This is a genomic window from Tardiphaga sp. GW822-FHT04G09 (assembly GCF_058800725.1).
In genome coordinates, this window is the sequence record NZ_JBXAMO010000033.1 from 1 (window position 1) to 15,985 (window position 15,985).

15 protein-coding genes are annotated in these 15,985 nt (G+C 62.6%); 7 read left to right on the forward strand and 8 right to left on the reverse strand.

Translation table 11 applies throughout. The annotated features are described in order from the left end of the window. Positions 1-318 precede the first annotated feature (318 nt). Both AC1RLZ_RS29945 and AC1RLZ_RS29950 read left to right on the forward strand, forming a co-directional pair. Positions 319-480, forward strand: a complete 162-nt coding sequence (locus tag AC1RLZ_RS29945) for a hypothetical protein (RefSeq protein WP_371425847.1) — start codon at positions 319-321, stop codon at positions 478-480. A 33-nt stretch (positions 481-513) separates the two neighbouring features. Then, entirely contained in the window at positions 514-1,107 is a 594-nt protein-coding gene (locus tag AC1RLZ_RS29950; protein WP_493191648.1) for an SCO family protein, read from the forward strand. Here AC1RLZ_RS29950 and AC1RLZ_RS29955 read toward each other — a convergent pair. Further along, complete coding sequence (locus tag AC1RLZ_RS29955; protein ID WP_493191649.1) at positions 1,098-3,050, reverse strand: glycosyltransferase; 1,953 nt, start codon at positions 3,048-3,050, stop codon at positions 1,098-1,100. The two genes, AC1RLZ_RS29950 and AC1RLZ_RS29955, sit on opposite strands and share 10 nt — an antisense overlap. Positions 3,051-3,220: 170 nt before the next feature. Between AC1RLZ_RS29955 and AC1RLZ_RS29960 the strand changes: the two genes are divergently transcribed. Together AC1RLZ_RS29960 and AC1RLZ_RS29965 are read left to right on the forward strand one after the other, a co-directional pair. Then, positions 3,221-4,051 carry a transporter substrate-binding domain-containing protein gene (locus AC1RLZ_RS29960; protein ID WP_493191650.1) on the forward strand — a complete coding sequence of 277 codons (831 nt, stop codon included), beginning with the start codon at positions 3,221-3,223 and terminating at the stop codon, positions 4,049-4,051. A gap of 72 nt (positions 4,052-4,123) precedes the next feature. After that, a complete protein-coding gene (locus AC1RLZ_RS29965) occupies positions 4,124-5,767 on the forward strand; it encodes a lysine--tRNA ligase (RefSeq protein WP_493191651.1) in 1,644 nt (547 codons plus the stop codon). Positions 5,768-5,839: 72 nt separating this feature from the next. Here the strand turns inward: AC1RLZ_RS29965 and AC1RLZ_RS29970 are convergent, their stop codons facing one another. Then, entirely contained in the window at positions 5,840-6,349 is a 510-nt protein-coding gene (locus tag AC1RLZ_RS29970; RefSeq protein WP_493191652.1) for an SgcJ/EcaC family oxidoreductase, read from the reverse strand. An 82-nt stretch (positions 6,350-6,431) separates the two neighbouring features. Continuing rightward, entirely contained in the window at positions 6,432-7,061 is a 630-nt protein-coding gene (locus tag AC1RLZ_RS29975; protein ID WP_493191677.1) for a S24 family peptidase, read from the reverse strand. A gap of 235 nt (positions 7,062-7,296) precedes the next feature. On the opposite strand from AC1RLZ_RS29975, the gene AC1RLZ_RS29980 reads away from it, so the two are divergent. Next, positions 7,297-7,641 (forward strand): DUF952 domain-containing protein, encoded by a 345-nt coding sequence (locus tag AC1RLZ_RS29980; protein ID WP_493191653.1) that lies wholly within the window; start codon positions 7,297-7,299, stop codon positions 7,639-7,641. Beyond that, positions 7,638-8,732 carry a quinone-dependent dihydroorotate dehydrogenase gene (locus AC1RLZ_RS29985; protein WP_371425860.1) on the forward strand — a complete coding sequence of 365 codons (1,095 nt, stop codon included), beginning with the start codon at positions 7,638-7,640 and terminating at the stop codon, positions 8,730-8,732. The genes AC1RLZ_RS29980 and AC1RLZ_RS29985 overlap by 4 nt, the downstream gene beginning before the upstream one ends. Positions 8,733-8,861: 129 nt before the next feature. Here AC1RLZ_RS29985 and AC1RLZ_RS29990 read toward each other — a convergent pair whose 3' ends face one another. The 4 genes from AC1RLZ_RS29990 to AC1RLZ_RS30005 form a co-directional block, all read right to left on the reverse strand. Further along, complete coding sequence (locus AC1RLZ_RS29990; protein WP_493191678.1) at positions 8,862-10,118, reverse strand: MATE family efflux transporter; 1,257 nt, start codon at positions 10,116-10,118, stop codon at positions 8,862-8,864. A 110-nt stretch (positions 10,119-10,228) separates the two neighbouring features. Continuing rightward, on the reverse strand, positions 10,229-10,549 hold the full coding sequence (locus tag AC1RLZ_RS29995; RefSeq protein WP_493191654.1) for a DUF6460 domain-containing protein: 321 nt from the start codon (positions 10,547-10,549) through the stop codon (positions 10,229-10,231). Positions 10,550-10,621: 72 nt separating this feature from the next. Next, positions 10,622-12,298 (reverse strand): cisplatin damage response ATP-dependent DNA ligase, encoded by a 1,677-nt coding sequence (locus AC1RLZ_RS30000; protein WP_493191655.1) that lies wholly within the window; start codon positions 12,296-12,298, stop codon positions 10,622-10,624. Next, positions 12,295-13,335 carry a ligase-associated DNA damage response exonuclease gene (locus AC1RLZ_RS30005; RefSeq protein ID WP_493191656.1) on the reverse strand — a complete coding sequence of 347 codons (1,041 nt, stop codon included), beginning with the start codon at positions 13,333-13,335 and terminating at the stop codon, positions 12,295-12,297. The genes AC1RLZ_RS30000 and AC1RLZ_RS30005 overlap by 4 nt, the downstream gene beginning before the upstream one ends. A gap of 74 nt (positions 13,336-13,409) precedes the next feature. Between AC1RLZ_RS30005 and AC1RLZ_RS30010 the strand changes: the two genes are divergently transcribed. Then, positions 13,410-14,342 (forward strand): class I SAM-dependent methyltransferase, encoded by a 933-nt coding sequence (locus tag AC1RLZ_RS30010; RefSeq protein WP_493191657.1) that lies wholly within the window; start codon positions 13,410-13,412, stop codon positions 14,340-14,342. Between the two features lie 187 nt (positions 14,343-14,529). Here AC1RLZ_RS30010 and AC1RLZ_RS30015 read toward each other — a convergent pair whose 3' ends face one another. After that, positions 14,530-15,885 carry an outer membrane protein gene (locus AC1RLZ_RS30015; protein ID WP_493191658.1) on the reverse strand — a complete coding sequence of 452 codons (1,356 nt, stop codon included), beginning with the start codon at positions 15,883-15,885 and terminating at the stop codon, positions 14,530-14,532. Positions 15,886-15,985 lie beyond the last annotated feature (100 nt).

Genomic DNA, 15,985 nt, shown 5'->3' on the forward strand with positions numbered 1-15,985 from the left:
TGCTCCGTGCAAATCACGGAACCCTATGAATCAGCGATTGAACCTCTTGGGAATCCTGAATGTCGATCGGCCCTAGAGCGTTTTCGAGCGAAGTGGATGCCGGTTCGCGTCAAGAAAACGTGTCAAAACAAAAAGCTAAAGGCCGATCTGGTTTTTATTCCATCAGCATGACGTGATCCCCTGCGGCGCTGGGAGCGCTTGCCCACGGTGTCATCTCGGCCTATCTGGAACCCGAATGGCGGGCTCCGGAATGATCTCGGGCCTTGGCCGTTCCGAGATCGTCTGATGGTGCAGCCTTTATCGACCCCGGAGAGCACAATGCCTGCGTCCGAGCGGCCGTCACGGCTTGCGTCGGTCATCGTCGCATCGGCCGCGGCGTTCGCGGCGCTCCTTGTGGTGGGCGCAATCGGGCTGTGGGCACATTATGGCACGGCCGTGTTTTTCGAGATGATCAAGACCGGCATTGCCGCCTGCATGTGATTGGCTGCCAAAGAGTAATTCAGGGAACATTCCATGACTGATCGAACCACCCGGCCGCTGGTCATCATTGCTGCCTTCGCAGGTAGCCTCGCGGCGGGATTGCTGGTTGTGCTGTGGCTGACGGGAGGTTTCCGCAATGTCGCAGCACCGGCCTCGATCGGCGGTCCGTTCCAGCTCACCGATCAGTCCGGCCAGACCGTCACCGAGCAGAGCCTGAAGGGCAAGCCGACGCTGGTCTTCTTCGGCTTTACCCATTGCCCGGATATCTGCCCGACCTCGCTGTTCGAAATGTCGGAAGTGCTCCGTGCGATGGGCAAGGACGCCGATCGTATCAATACCTATTTCATTTCCGTCGATCCCGAGCGCGACACGGCGGCGATCATGAAGGACTACCTGTCGAGCTTCGATCCGCATCTGAAGGGATTGACGGGCTCGCCCGATGCCGTGGCGAAGGTGATTGCCGGCTACCGCGTCTATGCCAAGAAGGTGCCGACCAAGGAGGGCGACTACACGATGGATCACACCGCGCTGATCTATCTGATGGACAAGGACGGCAATTTCGTCGCGCCATTCAACCTCAAGCGCAAGCCGGAAGAAGCAGTCGCGGATCTCAAGCGCTATCTCTGAACTCGCCCGCGGTTTGCTGCCATCGTCCCCGTCCGATGCACCAGGCCATGCTCAGTCTTTTCCCAGTGATGGCGCCGGGTCCAGAATAACCACAGCGCGCGCCAGGTCGCGATCGAGAGACATCCCCAATAAATCGGCGTCAGGGCCAGGATCCAGCCATCGCGCAGGCGACCACGGCGCATCAGGCCGGTGAGGCCCAGGACGCATGTCGCGATGAAGCCGCCGGCGATGGCCAGCATGTGTAATGACGACAACCGGCCGCCAAACAGCAGGCCGCTATCTGCGAGCAGCAGGTAAGCGATAAGTTTGACAACCAGCACCGCAAAGGCCAGCGACGTCAGGATATTGCCGCCGAAAATGATGTTGAGTGCGAGAAATCCCCGCGCGCCGGCTTCGTCCCACAACCGGCGGGGATCGCGCATATGCACGGCCCAGGTCTGCATCCAGCCTTTCATCCAGCGCGATCGTTGCCGCAGCCACGCGCCGAAGGTGATCGGTGCTTCCTCGAGTGTAACTGAAGGAATGGTCATGGAACGATAGCCGAAACGGGCCAGGCGAATCCCGAGGTCGGCATCTTCCGTAACGTTATAGGCATCCCAGCCGCCAATGCGGCGCAAGGTGTCGGTGCGGAAATGGTTCGAGGTACCGCCAAGGGGCAACGGCATGCCCAATGCGACCAGCCCGGGCAGGAAGACCGCGAACAGCCCGGCATATTCCACGCTCGCCATGCGCGATAGCAGGCTGTGCGTCAGATTGTCGAAATGCAGGCCGGCTTGAACGCAGGCGACGTCGTCGTTGTGCTGGCGAAACATGTCGAGCGCGGCGCGCAATTGGCCAGGGTCGGGATCGTCTTCGGCATCGAACACCGTGACAAAGCTGCCGCGCAAGAAGGGGAGAGCAACATTCAGCGCCTTCGGCTTGGTCTTCGGACCTGCTGCCTGTGCGATGAGGACCTGAACCTGCGGTCCCGGTCGTGCTCTGGCAATCGCCGCGCGGGTCCGCAGATCGTCAGGCTCAAGAACCAGAATGATGTCGAGCTTCTCGGCGGGATAGTCGAGCCTTTGCAGGGACCGCAACAGACCCGGAACGGACGCTGCCTCGCGATAGAGCGCGACGACGACGGAATAGATCGGTAACTGATCGTCACGCAGCGGCGGCAACTGCCGCTCCGGCTGCGGCGGAACCAGCACGCAAGCGAGCCTGAGGAGCGAGAAGGCGAGAAACCAGATCGCTGCCATACCGCCGATCAGGTCTATCGCCAGCGTCGGATACAGGAGCGCGAGAACCGCACATATCAGCAGCAGAATCGCTGGCTGCAGTCCTTCGTGCCAACCGACGGTCGACTTGGCCGACATCGCCGGCTGCTTTTGCCGCAGGCCTTCTGCGGCAATGCGCGACAGCACATCTCCGGTTTGCTCGGTTAGATATTGATGCAGGTGATGCCGCGTTGTCAGGCGAATGCGGGCAACGAGCGACGGATATGTCGTGGAGAAGCGCGTCAGCCGACGCGCCGCAAAGGCGCGCGGCGCGACGACCCAGGTGAGAGCGCGATTATGCCGGAGCGGCAGGATGCCGGATTCTGCGATCCTCGGAAGGTCGGCATCTGCCAAGGGGCAGTGAGTGCGCCCGACTGTCGAAAGATCGTCGAAGTCGACGCCAAGGTAGCGGGCCAGATGCGCGACATACTTTTCCTCGCTGATGACGCCCCATTGGATCAGGACCTGATCGGCGCCCAGATTGAGCTCGCGACTCCGGCGCTCCCCGGCGTGCAGAAGCGGAACCGGGAGTATGCCACGCAGGCAGTCGAGCTCGCTGGCCGGGCTGTCGCGGTGGTCTGGCGCCCTGTAGTTCGGCGCGGTGGAGGAAGACGTCCAGCCGAGGGAGCTGAGAGGCCGGCGCGAAACGCGCGGCCGATGACCCGGGAAAGATTGCTGCACCCCCATGCAACGCCCTCACACTACAAACGCTACTCGCGTCTCGCACCGGATGGTCTATAAGACCGCGATCCGGACCCACCTCCATGCAACCACAGATGGTTAATTCCTGCAACCAAATACCTCTGACAAGGTGTCGCGCAACCGCGCTGGCCCTTGGCGTTCTGCTGGGTGCGTGGATGTCGTTGTTTTCGGCTGTCCCGGCTTCGGCGCAGATGTCGGCTCCGGCCGCGAGCCAGCCCGGCCCGCAGGCCGTCCCGGGCTTCTGGGACCCGCGTCGCCGTCCGGACCGACCGGACCTGTCGCGCATCACCGTGATCCGCTTTCTGACCGAGACTGACTACCCGCCGTTCAATTTCACCGGTCCCGACGGCAATCCGGCGGGCTTCAACGTCGATCTTGCGCGCCTTCTTTGTGAGGAGATCAAGGTCACCTGCACAGTGCAAATGCGCCGCTTCGAGACGTTGCTCGATGCCATTTCCAGCAACCGCGGCGACGCCATCATCGCCTCCATGGCGGTGACGCCGCAGATTCGCGCTCGCGTCGATTTCACCGATCCCTATTACCGTGCGCCGGCGCGCTTCGTGGCCCGCAAGAATGCGGTGATGCCAGAGATTCGCCCGGAATATCTCGAGGGCAAGAAGGTCGGCGTGATCGCGGGCTCGACCCATGAGGCCTATCTGAAGGCGATGTTCACCGATGCGGTGCTGGTGCCTTTCCCGAACGACGATGCGCTGCGCCAGGCGCTGAAACGCAGCGAGGTCGATTTCATCTTCGGCGATGCGATTTCGTTTGCCTTCTGGATCAACGGCAGCGATTCCGCCGATTGTTGCGCCTTCAGCGGCGGCCCCTTCATCGAAAGCCGTTTTTTCGGCGAAGGCATCGGCATCGCCGTCCGCAAGGGCAATGACACGCTGCGCCAGGCGCTGAACTGGGCCCTGTTCCGGGTCTGGGAGAAAGGCCGCTACACCGATTTGTGGCTGCGTTATTTCTCGATCAGCCCGTTCTGAATTTTCTCATCCCGCGGTTTGGCATTTCGGTGCGGAGCCGCTAGGTTCCGCGGCCCGGAGGCCCAAAACACGATGTCCACGCTAGACCCCACCATGAGCCCGAGCGAGCTGCGCGCGCTCGCCGAGACTTCCAACGCCTGGCCGTTCGAGCAGGCGAAGGCGCTGGTGGCGCGTCTGAAGAAAACGCCGAAAGACGAAGTGCTGTTCGAGACCGGCTACGGTCCGTCGGGCCTGCCGCATATCGGCACTTTCGGCGAGGTCGCGCGCACCACCATGGTGCGCCATGCCTTCCGCGTGCTCACCGAAGACAAGATCAAGACCCGGCTGATCGCCTTCTCCGACGACATGGACGGCCTGCGCAAGGTGCCGGACAATGTGCCGAACAAGGACATGCTGGCGGCGCATCTCGGCAAGCCGCTGACGCGGGTACCGGATCCGTTCTCCAACGAATATCCGTCATTCGGCGCAGCAAATAATGCGCGGCTGCGCGTCTTTCTTGATCAATTCGGTTTCGACTACGAGTTCGCCTCGTCGACGGACTACTATACATCCGGCCGGTTTGACGCGACGCTGCTGAAGATGCTGGCCGTCTATGACAAGGTCATGGACATCATCCTGCCGACGTTGGGCCCGGATCGCCGCGCCACCTATTCGCCGTTCCTGCCGATCAGCAAGACAACGGGTGTGGTGCTGCAGGTGCCAATGATCCGGCGCGACGTGGTTGCCGGCACGATCACCTATGTCGATCCCGACACCAACGAAGAAGTCACGACGCCGGTCACTAGCGGCAATGTGAAGTGCCAGTGGAAGGCCGACTGGGCGATGCGCTGGGCCGCGCTCGGCATCGACTATGAAATGGCCGGCAAGGATCTGATCGACTCCGTGAAGCTGTCCGGCAAGATCTGCGCGGCGCTCGGCGGCACGCCGCCGGAGGGCTTCAACTATGAACTCTTCCTCGACGACAAGGGCGGCAAGATCTCCAAGTCGAAGGGCAACGGCCTGACCATCGACGAATGGCTGCGCTATGCCTCGCCGGAATCGCTGTCGCTGTTCATGTATCGCGAGCCGAAGGCGGCCAAGCGGCTGTTCTTCGACGTGATCCCGCGCAATGTGGACGAGTATCAGCAATTCGTCGAAGGCTATGCCAGGCAGGACGGCAAGCAGCGCCTGTCCAATCCGGCGTGGCATATCCATGCCGGCGATCCGCCGGTGGCGGACATGCCGGTCACGTTCCAGCTGCTGCTGACGCTGGTATCATCATCGAACGCCGAGAATGCCGAGACCCTGTGGGGCTTCATCCGGCGTTATCGTTCGGGAGTCAGCGCAGAGACGCATCCGCGGCTCGACGCCATGGTCGGCTATGCCATCAACTACTATCGGGACTTCGTGGCGCCGACCAAGACGTTCCGCGAGCCCACCGATGTGGAGCGCGTGGCGCTGCAGGATCTGCGCGATGCGCTGTCGCAACTGCCGGCAGAAGCGACGCCGGAAGATATCCAGAACGCGGTCTATGAGATCGGTCGCCGCGAGCCGTTCCTCGACCACAAGAAGCTCGCCAAGGATGGCCGGCCCGGCGTATCGCTCGACTGGTTCAACATGCTGTACCAGGTGCTGCTCGGCCAGGAGAAAGGCCCGCGCTTCGGGTCCTTTGTCGCGGTCTATGGCGTGCAGAATGCGATCAACATGATCGACGGCGCGCTGGCGCGCTCGGCCTGAGGCTCACACCATACGAAACGTCAAAGGCGCGCTTCCTGATGGAGCGCGCCTTCTTCCTGATGTTCTTGATGCCTATTTCGGGGCTGCCGTTGCTATCGCCGGCGTGACAGGCTCCGGCATTGCCGACGAGTGGTGATGCGCGATCAGCCATTTCTTGTCGCGGTAGACATAGACGTAGCTGTAGCGGGCCTTGACGATTTGCGTGTCGGTGGGGGATTTGCCGGACAAGGTGAAGGTGTAGGTGCCGACGTCGGATGCCATATTGCAACCGATCTTGACGGTCCGCGTGTCGATCTTGCCTTGCGGGTGCTTTTCCAGGAAGTGGACGAAGTAGTCCTGAATGCTGGCGCTGTCGGTGCGCGGCGTGTTGGATACCGTCGGCAGCAACACCGCGTCAGACGCGTAATTGGCGGTGACCTTGGCGGGGTCGAGCGTCGCAAGCGAGGCATTCCACCGGTCGAACAGGGCTTCGATCTGCTTCGTCGTGACGACGGCGCAGTTCATGGGCTTCGCATGTGCGAGAGAACCTGCGCTGACCAAGACCAGCGCGGTCGCGCCGGTAACGATTGTTCTGGCTTTCATGGCCTACCGATGATTGCGAGTTCCGGATAGGGAACTCGCATAAATCATTCGGGGGGCAGACGCCAGTCCTGAGAGTGTCTGGTTATTGGCTCGCCCAGACGATGCGGGCGATCCATTCGACGTCGTTGACCGGAAACGACCGGTCGACATGATTCGGATTGAGCGACTGCAGTTCGATCAGCTTGGTGGTCCGGCGCTTCAGCTCCTTGACCATCACCTCGCCGTCCTTGGTCTTGAGGACGATGCGGTCGCCCTTGCGGATCTGCGCTTCCGGCGAGACGACGATGATGTCGCCGTCGCGATAGGCGGGCTTCATCGAATCGCCGGAGATCTTCAGCGCATAGGCATGTTCGTCATTCACGGAGGGCAGGCCGACTTCATCCCAGCCCTTGCTGCCGGCAGGAAAACCGGCGTCGTCGAAGTAGCCGCCATGGCCGGCCTGCGCGAAGCCGAGCAGCGGCACCGACTGCACGATGCGCTTGGTGCCTTCGATCAGGTTGACGAAACTGTCGATCGGCACGCCGGTCGCAGTCAGTGCTTTCGAGACCGACTCCGTTGAGGGCCAACGCTCGCGGCCGTCATTGGTAATGCGCTTCGATTTGTTGAAAGTGGTGGCATCGAGCCCCGCTTTCTTCGCAAGGCCGGAGGGTGACAGGCCGTTGCGTTCTGCGAGGCGGTCAAGAGCGTTCCAGATCTGGGCGTGCGAGAGCATCATCGGTTTCAGTCCGTTGGCCCGGATTTCTACGGGGCGGTGAATCGTGGCGAAATCTAGGAATTATTGCCGTGAATGCACCGATTTCGCAACAGGCATTTGAAAAAAATGTGCAGCCTTGAAGTGGAGAGGTGCCGCCGATACGGTCGGTTGCCGACTCCAGCCACCGAAACCCGCGACTGGGCGTCCGCACACATCGAAAACAGCTGATTCAACAATTTGGAAGTCTGGGCGGTTGCGCACCATCTATAAAATCTGTCCGGCTTCGAGCTGGCGCGAGGCCGAGCGCCAGGGCACCTATCGCGGCAGCGCCGACGATGCCCGCGACGGTTTCATTCACTTCTCCACCGCAGCGCAGCTCCCCGAGACGCTCCGGAAGTATTATTTCGGCCAAACCGGCCTGTTTCTGATTGCTGTGGACGCAGACGCACTCGGCGACTTGCTGCGCTGGGAGCCATCTCGCGGCGGCGATCTTTTCCCGCATCTCCACGGAGAGCTCGATCTCGGCGCCGTCACCGCCATCATGGATCTGCGCGCGCGCTCTGACGGCAACCACGACATTCCGGAGCTCAAATCGTGATTCGCGCCTTCGATGCCTTTTCCCTGCCGATGCTGCGCATGCTCGATGCCGAAGACGCACACCGCCTCGCAATCCGCGGGTTGCGCATGCTGCCTTATGCACGCCCGCGGCCGGATGATCCGAAGCTCGCAGTCCGTGCATTCGGTCTGAACTTCCCCAATCCGGTCGGTATCGCTGCCGGCTTCGACAAGAATGCTGAAGTGCCGGATGCGCTGCTGCGTCTTGGCTTCGGCTTCGCCGAGATCGGCTCGGTGACGCCGAAGCCGCAATCCGGCAATCCACGGCCACGGCTATTCCGGCTGGAGCGCGACGAAGCCGTCATCAACCGGATGGGGTTCAACAACGACGGTGCTGAGGTCGTGCTGCGCCGGCTGGCTGCACGCGCGCAGCATGGCGGCATCGTCGGCGTCAATATCGGTGCCAACAAGGATTCTGCCGATCGCGCCGACGATTATGTGCGGCTGATCGAGACTTTCGCGCCGGTGGCGAGCTATTTCACCGTCAACGTATCATCGCCGAATACGCCGGGACTGCGAAACTTGCAGCAGGCCACTGAGCTCGACGATCTGTTGGCGCGCGTGATCGACGCGCGCGAGCGTGTCCGCAAGAACGCCGGGGATTCTCCGGTGCTGCTGAAGATCGCCCCCGATCTCAGCCTCGCCGATCTCGACGATGTCGTGCATGTCGCGCGCTCGCGCCGCGTCGACGGCATGATCGTCGCCAACACCACCATCGGCCGTCCGTCGACCTTGCGCGAACAGACGCGTCTGAAGGAACAGGGCGGATTGTCCGGCCGTCCGCTGTTCAGGCTGTCCACCCGCATGGTGGCGGAGACCTTCGTGCGCGTCGAAGGCGCGTTCCCGTTGATCGGCGCTGGCGGCATCGACAGCGGCGGCGCGGCACTCACCAAGATCCGCGCTGGCGCCAGCCTGATCCAGCTCTATTCGTCGCTGGTCTATAAGGGCGTCGGCCTCGTCGAGAGCATCAAGGCCGATCTGTCGTCGACATTGCTGCGCACCGGCCGCGAGTCCCTGTCGGAAATCGTCGGCGCGGATGCGGCGACGATTACTGCGGAAGACTGGCCGGGTTAACTCCAACCCTCATGATGAGGAGCGCGCGCTTGCGCGCGTCTCGAACCATGAACTGACCTGGCTCGGAATTCGCCGCCATCCTTCGAGACGCGGCCTGCGGCCGCTCCTCAGGATGAGGGTAGAGAGGGTTCACCCGAACGTCTGCCGCAGCAGTGCCGGATAGCGCAGTGCCTGCAGCCCGCCGCGGGCGATGTAGTGCACCAGCAGTGCCAGCCACAATCCGGTATTGCCGAGCTGACGCAGCAAGAACCATGCGGCCAGGAAGCACACCAGCGACAGCACCATCAGGTTGCGCATGTCGCGCGCCCATGTGGCGCCGATGAAGACACCGTCATAGGCAAAGGCGAAGACGCCGAGCATTGGCGCCAGTGCGACCAGCCAGAGATAGTCGCGCGCGACCCGGCGAACATCCGGGCTCGATGTCATGGTATCGATCAGCAGCGATCCGCCGAGGGCGTAGATCGCGCTGAGCGCGATGGCGAAGCTGAAACCCCAGATGATGACGAGGCGCACCGCGCTGGAAAAGCCCACGCGGTTGCGCGCGCCATAGGCACGGCCGCAGAGCTGTTCGGCGGCGTTGGCAAGTCCATCGAGAAAGAACGCGCTGATCATCAGGAAGTTGTTGAGCACCGCATTGGCAGCGAGCGTGAGATCGCCGGACCGCGCGCCCTGTGCCGTGAAGAACAGAAATGCCGCGATCAGCGCGGCGGTACGGATCATGATGTCGCGGTTGACCGCCATCATGTGCATCAGTCTGCCGCGCTCCAGCAGCACAGCCCATGGCTGGGTGAGACGTCCGCCTGTGATGCGATAGGCCACCAGCGTCCCGATCACGAAGCCGGAGAGTTCGGCGATGATGGCGGCATAGGCGGCGCCCGCGATGCCCAGATCGAGCACCAGCACGAGCAACAATGTCGCCATCATATTGATGGCGTTGACGGCGATCTGCACCGTCAGCGCAAGACTGGCGCGGGCTTGGCCCACCAGCCAGCCCAGAATGACGAAGTTAGCCAGCACCAGCGGTGCCGACCAGATCCGGATGGTGAAATAGGTTCGTGCAGCGCCGGTGACGCCGTCGCTGCCGCCCATAGCAGTCAGCAGTCCGGCCGCGAGCGGTACCTGCAGCACGATCAGCAATCCGCCGATCACCGCCGAGATGATGAAGCCGCGCGGCAGCAGCGCGCGGAGTTCCTGCTGGTCGCCTGCGCCGAGCGCCTGCGCGGTGAAGGCCACCGTGCTCATGCGCAGGAAGCCGAACAGCCAGAACAGGCAGTCGAACAGCACCGAAGCCATGGCGACGCCGCCGAGCAGGGTGGCGTCGCCCAGCCGTCCGACGGCAATTGTTGCCACGATGCCCAGTAAGGGCGTCGTGAGATTGGCCAGCATCGCTGGCCCCGCGATGGCAAAGATGTCGCGGGTGGTGGCAGGCTTGAACGCTTGCGATGGCGTGGTGTCGTCAGTCGACAAGCGTCAGATGTCCGTAGTTTGGAAAGACCTCAGCGGCCGCGGGGGGCGCTGAACAGCCGCATGATCAGCCAGATCGGCACCACGATCACGGCGCCGAGCAGGAAGTAGCGCCAGAGGCCGTTGATGGCATCGAAGCCGAGGTCATAAACCCACTGGAACAGGCGGCGGATGCTGGTGACGATGTTCCACGGATCGAAACCGATGGCGGCCAGCACGACGCCGACCAGAATCGACAGCAGGATCAGCCGGCCGAGCACCGCCAAGGGAGATCCGCCGAGAAAGCGCGACAGGCCGTCATTGTTGGCCGGCAATCCTTTGGTCTGGAAGTCCTGGCTCTCATTTGGCTGCATCGTGGTCTCCTGCGCGCAAATCGCGCGCTGATCATAGGTGGTCCCACGCAAATGGGGAACCCGCTTGCGGCGTCAAGGCGTGGCAGGCTGGGCCGGCGTAATTGCGGTCTCAGACTTTAGCATGCGCTCAAGCGTCTCCAGCCGGTCGGCGTCACGTGGCGGTTTGTCCCAGCGCAGTCGACTGATACGCGGAAACCGCATCGCGACGCCCGACTTGTGCCGCGGCGAGCGCGCCAGGCCCTCGAAGGCGACTTCGAGGACGAGACCCTTCTCAGGTTCATGGGTAACGTGGCGCACGGGCCCGAATTTCTCGGTGGTATTGCGACGGACGAAGCGGTCGATCTGCAGCAGTTCCTCATCGGTGAAGCCGAAATAGGCCTTGCCGACCGGCACGAGCTGGTCTCCGCTCTCGCCTGTGGTCCAGACGCCGAAGGTGTAGTCCGAATAATAGGACGAGCGCTTGCCGTGGCCGCGCTGCGCATACATCAGTACGGCGTCGATGACGTGCGGGTCGCGCTTCCACTTCCACCACTGGCCTTTCGGTCGCCCCGGCAGATAGGCGGAATCGCGCCGCTTCAGCATCACGCCTTCGACGGCATCGGCATCTTCGCCGGCTCCGGCACTGAAAGGATCGGCACGCGCGGCGGTGAGGGCATCCCGTGTTGCGAACGGGATCTGGTCGGACAGATCGATCCTGTCGTCGTCGAGCTCCGCGATGAATGTCTCCAGCCTGGCGCGCCGCTGTTCGAACGGAAGCTCCCGCAAGTCTGTTTCACCGTCGCTGAGCAGGTCATAGGCCCGCAGATGGATCGGATAGTCCTTCATTAGTTTCGGCGTTACGCTCTTTCGGTTCAGCCGCTGCTGCAGCACGTTGAACGATTGAACGCGACCTTCGCGCAGCACCAACAGCTCGCCGTCGATGGCGCCAGGCAAGCGCAGCGATGGTACGAGGTCGGGGAAGCTTCCGGTGATGTCCTCGCCGGTGCGCGAATAGAGCCGCGTGACGATCCTGTCGTCATCGCCTTTGCCGCTGACCGCCTGAATCCGGATACCGTCCCATTTCCATTCCGCAACGAAATCCGCAGCGTCAAGATTGGCGAAGTCGGACTCCTCGATGGCATGCGCGAGCATTACCGGGCGGAACGGAGCAGGATCGCGATTGACCGGCTTCTCGGCGCGGCCTTCAAGCCAGGCAAACAATTCGCCATAGGGCGGCGCGAGGCCGGGCCAGATCAGCTCGACCTCATGAGGATCCTTGTCGCCGAGTGCTGCGGCGGCGGTCTTGGCCAGCCGGGCCGAGACGCCGATCCGCATTGCGCCGGTGACAAGCTTCAGCAGCGCCCAGCGTCCGGTCTCGTCAAGCTCATCGAGCCAGCGCGTGAGCTGCGCGGGCAATTCGGCCTTGCCGAGCGTGCGGAGTGTGGTGACGACTTCGGTGAGTGTCGGTGGCGGAGGGTTGTTGTGCGCGGTCTCCTGAGACTTCGGCCACATCAGCGCCACCGTCTCCGAGAGATCGCCGACATAGTCATAGGAGAGCTCAAACAGTACTGGATCGGTACGCGATGCGATCAGGTCGCGGATCAGGCCGGCCTTCGCGTGTTTGAACGATAGCGCGCCGGTCAGCGCCGCCAGCGCATAGCCTCGATCGGGATCGGGCACTTCGCGGAAGTAGCCTGTAATCAGCCGCAGCTTGTTGTTGCGGCCGGGTTCATAAGCGAGACGATCGAGCAGTTCGGCAAAGCGGTTCATGCGTCGGTGCTTTCGCCGGGTGGGAGAACTTCCTCTTCCTCCTCGTCGCCATAGCCGACCAGCGCCAGCGGGCGCGCGGTCAGGCCTCTGGTCTGGCACCAATGTACCAGCGCGTCTTCCTGGCCATGGGTAACCCAGATCTCGCTGGCCCCGGTCGCGCCGATGGTCGCGATCAAACCATCCCAGTCAGCGTGGTCCGAAATCACCAAAGGCAGTTCGACGCCGCGCTGTCGCGCGCGGGCCCGCACGCGCATCCAGCCGGACGCAAAGGCGGTGACTGGATCGGGAAAGCGCCGCGTCCACACATCCGACGTAGCCGATGGCGGCGCCAGCGTTATGGTGCCGGCGAGGTCGGCTTTTCTGACGCCTTTCACCTGGCGTAATTCGCCGAGATCGATGCCGCGGCTCTGATAGTAGTGTGTGATCTTCTCCATCGCGCCATGCAGATAGATCGGTGCATCGTAACCGGCCTGACGGATCAGCTTGATGACCCGCTGTGCCTTTCCCAGCGAATAGGCGCCGACCAGATGCGCGCGCTCCGGAAACAGCGCGACGGAGGCCAGCAGCTTCTTCACCTCGTCGGCGGCATCGCCATGACGAAATACCGGAAGCCCGAACGTCGCTTCGGTGATGAACACGTCGCAGGGCACCACCTCGAACGGCGTGCAGGTCGGGTCACGGGCGTCCTTGTAATCGCCGGAGGCAACGATGCAGATATCCTTGCAGGTCACCGCCATTTGCGCTGATCCCAGCACATGGCCGGCGGGGTGGCAGGAGACCGTGACGTCGCCGAGTTTGATTGTCTCGCCATAGGCAATGGCCTGCGTGCTGCCGGCGAAATTGTCGCCATAGCGCAGCCGCATCATGTCGAGTGTTTCCTGCGTCGCCAGCACATGGCCGTGACCCGGCCGCGCATGGTCAGAATGGCCGTGGGTAATGACCGCGCGATCCACGGGCCTCACCGGATCGATATGGAAGCCGCCGGGCTTGCAACACAGACCGGCGGGAACCGGGATAAGGATGTCTTGCGGACGCATCTCGGTTATATAGGTCCGCCTTGGGTTGGTTCGAGTCGTCCTGCGAACGCCCCGCCCTCCGATCGGTTCCCGCCATGCCCGCGCGCTTGTTCATGTCATCCGGCGATATGAACGCCGATCGGCGTTTCGACTATGCGCGCGACCTGCAGATGCGGGGCGATCTGGTGGCGGCGGCCGATCTGTTCGAGCAGGCCACTGATCTGGCGCCGGGCTTTGCCACCGCATGGTTCGTGCTCGGGGAGGTCCGGGAGCAGCTGGGTGACACCGCCGGGGCCATCGCCGCATTTCGCCGCGCGCAGGCCAGCGATCCCGGTGATCGCAACGGTGCTGGTCTGCGGTTGATGCGGCTCGGCGCTGACGATCTTTCGGCCATGCCGGCAACCTATGTGACGGCACTGTTTGATCAATACGCGCCCAAGTTCGACGCGGCTCTGGTCGATACGCTCGGTTATCGCGGGCCGGCGGTGCTGTTGGGCGCCGTGCGTGCCGCATGCGCTGCGACGGATAGGGCAATGCTCTTCCCCCGCGCCATCGATCTCGGCTGCGGCACCGGGCTGGCAGCCGGCGCTTTTGCCGCCTGCACCGGCGCCATCATCGGCATCGATCTCTCACCGCGCATGATCGAGCGCGCGCATGCCACGGGGCTTTACGCCGAGCTTGAAGTCGCTGAGATCGTCGAGGGTTTATGCCGCCGGTCAGATTGTAGTGCCGAGCTGGTCATCGCAGCTGACGTGCTGATCTATCTGCACGACCTTGCGCCGGTTTTGCGAGAAGCTGCGCGCGTGCTGGTTCCTGACGGGCTGCTCGCCTTTACGGCCGAGACCCATGACGGCGACGGTGTCAGTCTCGGCGCGGGCTTGCGTTATGCGCAGAGCGAAAATCATCTGCGCGGCCTGATCGCAGCCGCCGGCCTGGCGCTCGTTCATCTTGAACACGTTTCGTCTCGCACGGAACGCAGCGTTGCCGCACCAGGACTGGTGGCCGTCGCGATCAAGCGTCGGCCTTAACGCTGTCGGGGTCAGCCAGGGTGAGTTCGCTGGCGCAATCCAGAAGTCGAAGAGAAAACACGGTGGCTTCGTTGCAAGGGCTCCTTGCAATGACGATCGGGCAATAACGTCTGTGAGCGCCAAGCATCCTACAACAAAAACCCCGGCCGCGAGGCCGGGGTTTTCGGTATAGCGGATGTCGCTGAGATCAGTACTTCGCAACGACCGGGCTGTTGAAGTGGTAGTTCAGGCCGGTGCGGAAGATATGCTCGGTGACGCTAGTGCTGGTAACGGTGCCCGGAATGATGACGTCGGTCTTGCGGCCGAGGTCGACATAGAGATATTCGGTTTTCGAGGTCCATTGCGGTCCGAACAGGCCCAAAAGTTTGAACGGAGTCTCGATGCCAGCGCCGGCGGTCCAGCCGCTCTGCGTACTCTCGAAGCTGGCCGAGCCGGCCACCGTGTTCAAAGTCGTTTTCACGCTGCCATAAGCGTAACCACCGGTGGCATAGAACAGGCTCGAACCGACCGAGTAGCCGAGACGGCCACGCACGGTGCCGAACCAGGGCAGCTTGTGATCGTAATTGACAAGGCCACCGACGACGACAGTCTTGTTGTCGCGCTGGCTGGAGGCCTGGATATCGGTTTCTAGACCGAACACCCAATTGGCTGCCTGCCAGTTGTAACCGATCTGGCCACCACCATTGATGCCGTCGGGATTCAGGCTGAACGATTCGCCCGCACCACCCGGCGTGCCGAGGAAGCTGCGGTCACGGCCCGTGCCCGAGCCGACGTTGCCGCCGATATACCAGCCGGTCCAGTTAGCCGCAGCCACTGGGGTATACACACTGTTGCCGCCAATTCGGTAGTTCAGGCCAACGCGGAACAGGTTTTCACGCAGCTCGGTATTGGTGAACTGGGCCGGCGGACCAAAGGCACTGCTGCGGTTGCCGAGATTGAGATAAAGATATTCGACCTTGCCGGTCCAGTTGCCACCAAGGGCTGCTTCAACGCCGCTACCGATGGTCCAGCCGGTGGCAGTACGGTCGCTGCTAAACGCGCCGACGCCTGCTTCGGTGATGGTGCTCTTGATGTTGCCGTAAGCAAAGCCGCCGGTGAAGTAGCTGAGGACCGGACCAGTGGCGAGGCCGACGCGACCACGCACAGTGCCGAACCAATCGGATTTGGTGCCGTATTGAACAGTGTTCGGGCCGTTGGGACCCAAAACGTTGGCGCCACCCCCGCTAAGGCCGCTGCCCTGAATGTCGGCTTCGAGACCGTAAACGATCGGGCCGAGCAGCGAGTCGGCCTGCCAGTTGTAGCCGATCTGGCCGCCGCCGAAGCCGCCTTGCGGCGAGCGATAAAGTGAGTCGCCGGTATAGCTGTGGGTGACGCGGTCGCGACCGATGCCGACGCCGGCGTTCACGCCGATATAGAAGCCGGTCCAATTGTAGACGGCGACAATCGGCGCCTTGTAGTAAGGGGCCTTGACGGCCATGTCGGCGGCCTGCGCGCTGACGGCGGTGCCGATAATCGCGGCGCTGGCAAGAAGAATACGTTTCATGGTCGACCCCAATTCAGATTTGAACCGTCAGAATAGGGGAGTCGTGCCGGGTTGGCTGTATCCGGGCGGCCACACTGCCCGACATTGCAACCGCAGAGAG

Bases quoted from the DNA above. Each gene is read 5' to 3' on its own strand.
- AC1RLZ_RS29970 (WP_493191652.1), bottom strand. From the start codon at position 6,349: ATGAAAGCCAGAACAATCGTTACCGGCGCGACCGCGCTGGTCTTGGTC.
- AC1RLZ_RS29990 (WP_493191678.1), bottom strand. From the start codon at position 10,118: ATGCTGGCCAATCTCACGACGCCCTTACTGGGCATCGTGGCAACAATT.
- AC1RLZ_RS29995 (WP_493191654.1), bottom strand. From the start codon at position 10,549: ATGCAGCCAAATGAGAGCCAGGACTTCCAGACCAAAGGATTGCCGGCC.
- AC1RLZ_RS30010 (WP_493191657.1), top strand. From the start codon at position 13,410: ATGCCCGCGCGCTTGTTCATGTCATCCGGCGATATGAACGCCGATCGG.
- AC1RLZ_RS29960 (WP_493191650.1), top strand. From the start codon at position 3,221: ATGTCGTTGTTTTCGGCTGTCCCGGCTTCGGCGCAGATGTCGGCTCCG.
- AC1RLZ_RS30005 (WP_493191656.1), bottom strand. From the start codon at position 13,335: ATGCGTCCGCAAGACATCCTTATCCCGGTTCCCGCCGGTCTGTGTTGC.
- AC1RLZ_RS29955 (WP_493191649.1), bottom strand. From the start codon at position 3,050: ATGGGGGTGCAGCAATCTTTCCCGGGTCATCGGCCGCGCGTTTCGCGC.
- AC1RLZ_RS30015 (WP_493191658.1), bottom strand. From the start codon at position 15,885: ATGAAACGTATTCTTCTTGCCAGCGCCGCGATTATCGGCACCGCCGTC.
- AC1RLZ_RS29975 (WP_493191677.1), bottom strand. From the start codon at position 7,061: ATGCTCTCGCACGCCCAGATCTGGAACGCTCTTGACCGCCTCGCAGAA.
- AC1RLZ_RS29965 (WP_493191651.1), top strand. From the start codon at position 4,124: ATGTCCACGCTAGACCCCACCATGAGCCCGAGCGAGCTGCGCGCGCTC.
- AC1RLZ_RS29950 (WP_493191648.1), top strand. From the start codon at position 514: ATGACTGATCGAACCACCCGGCCGCTGGTCATCATTGCTGCCTTCGCA.
- AC1RLZ_RS30000 (WP_493191655.1), bottom strand. From the start codon at position 12,298: ATGAACCGCTTTGCCGAACTGCTCGATCGTCTCGCTTATGAACCCGGC.
- AC1RLZ_RS29945 (WP_371425847.1), top strand. From the start codon at position 319: ATGCCTGCGTCCGAGCGGCCGTCACGGCTTGCGTCGGTCATCGTCGCA.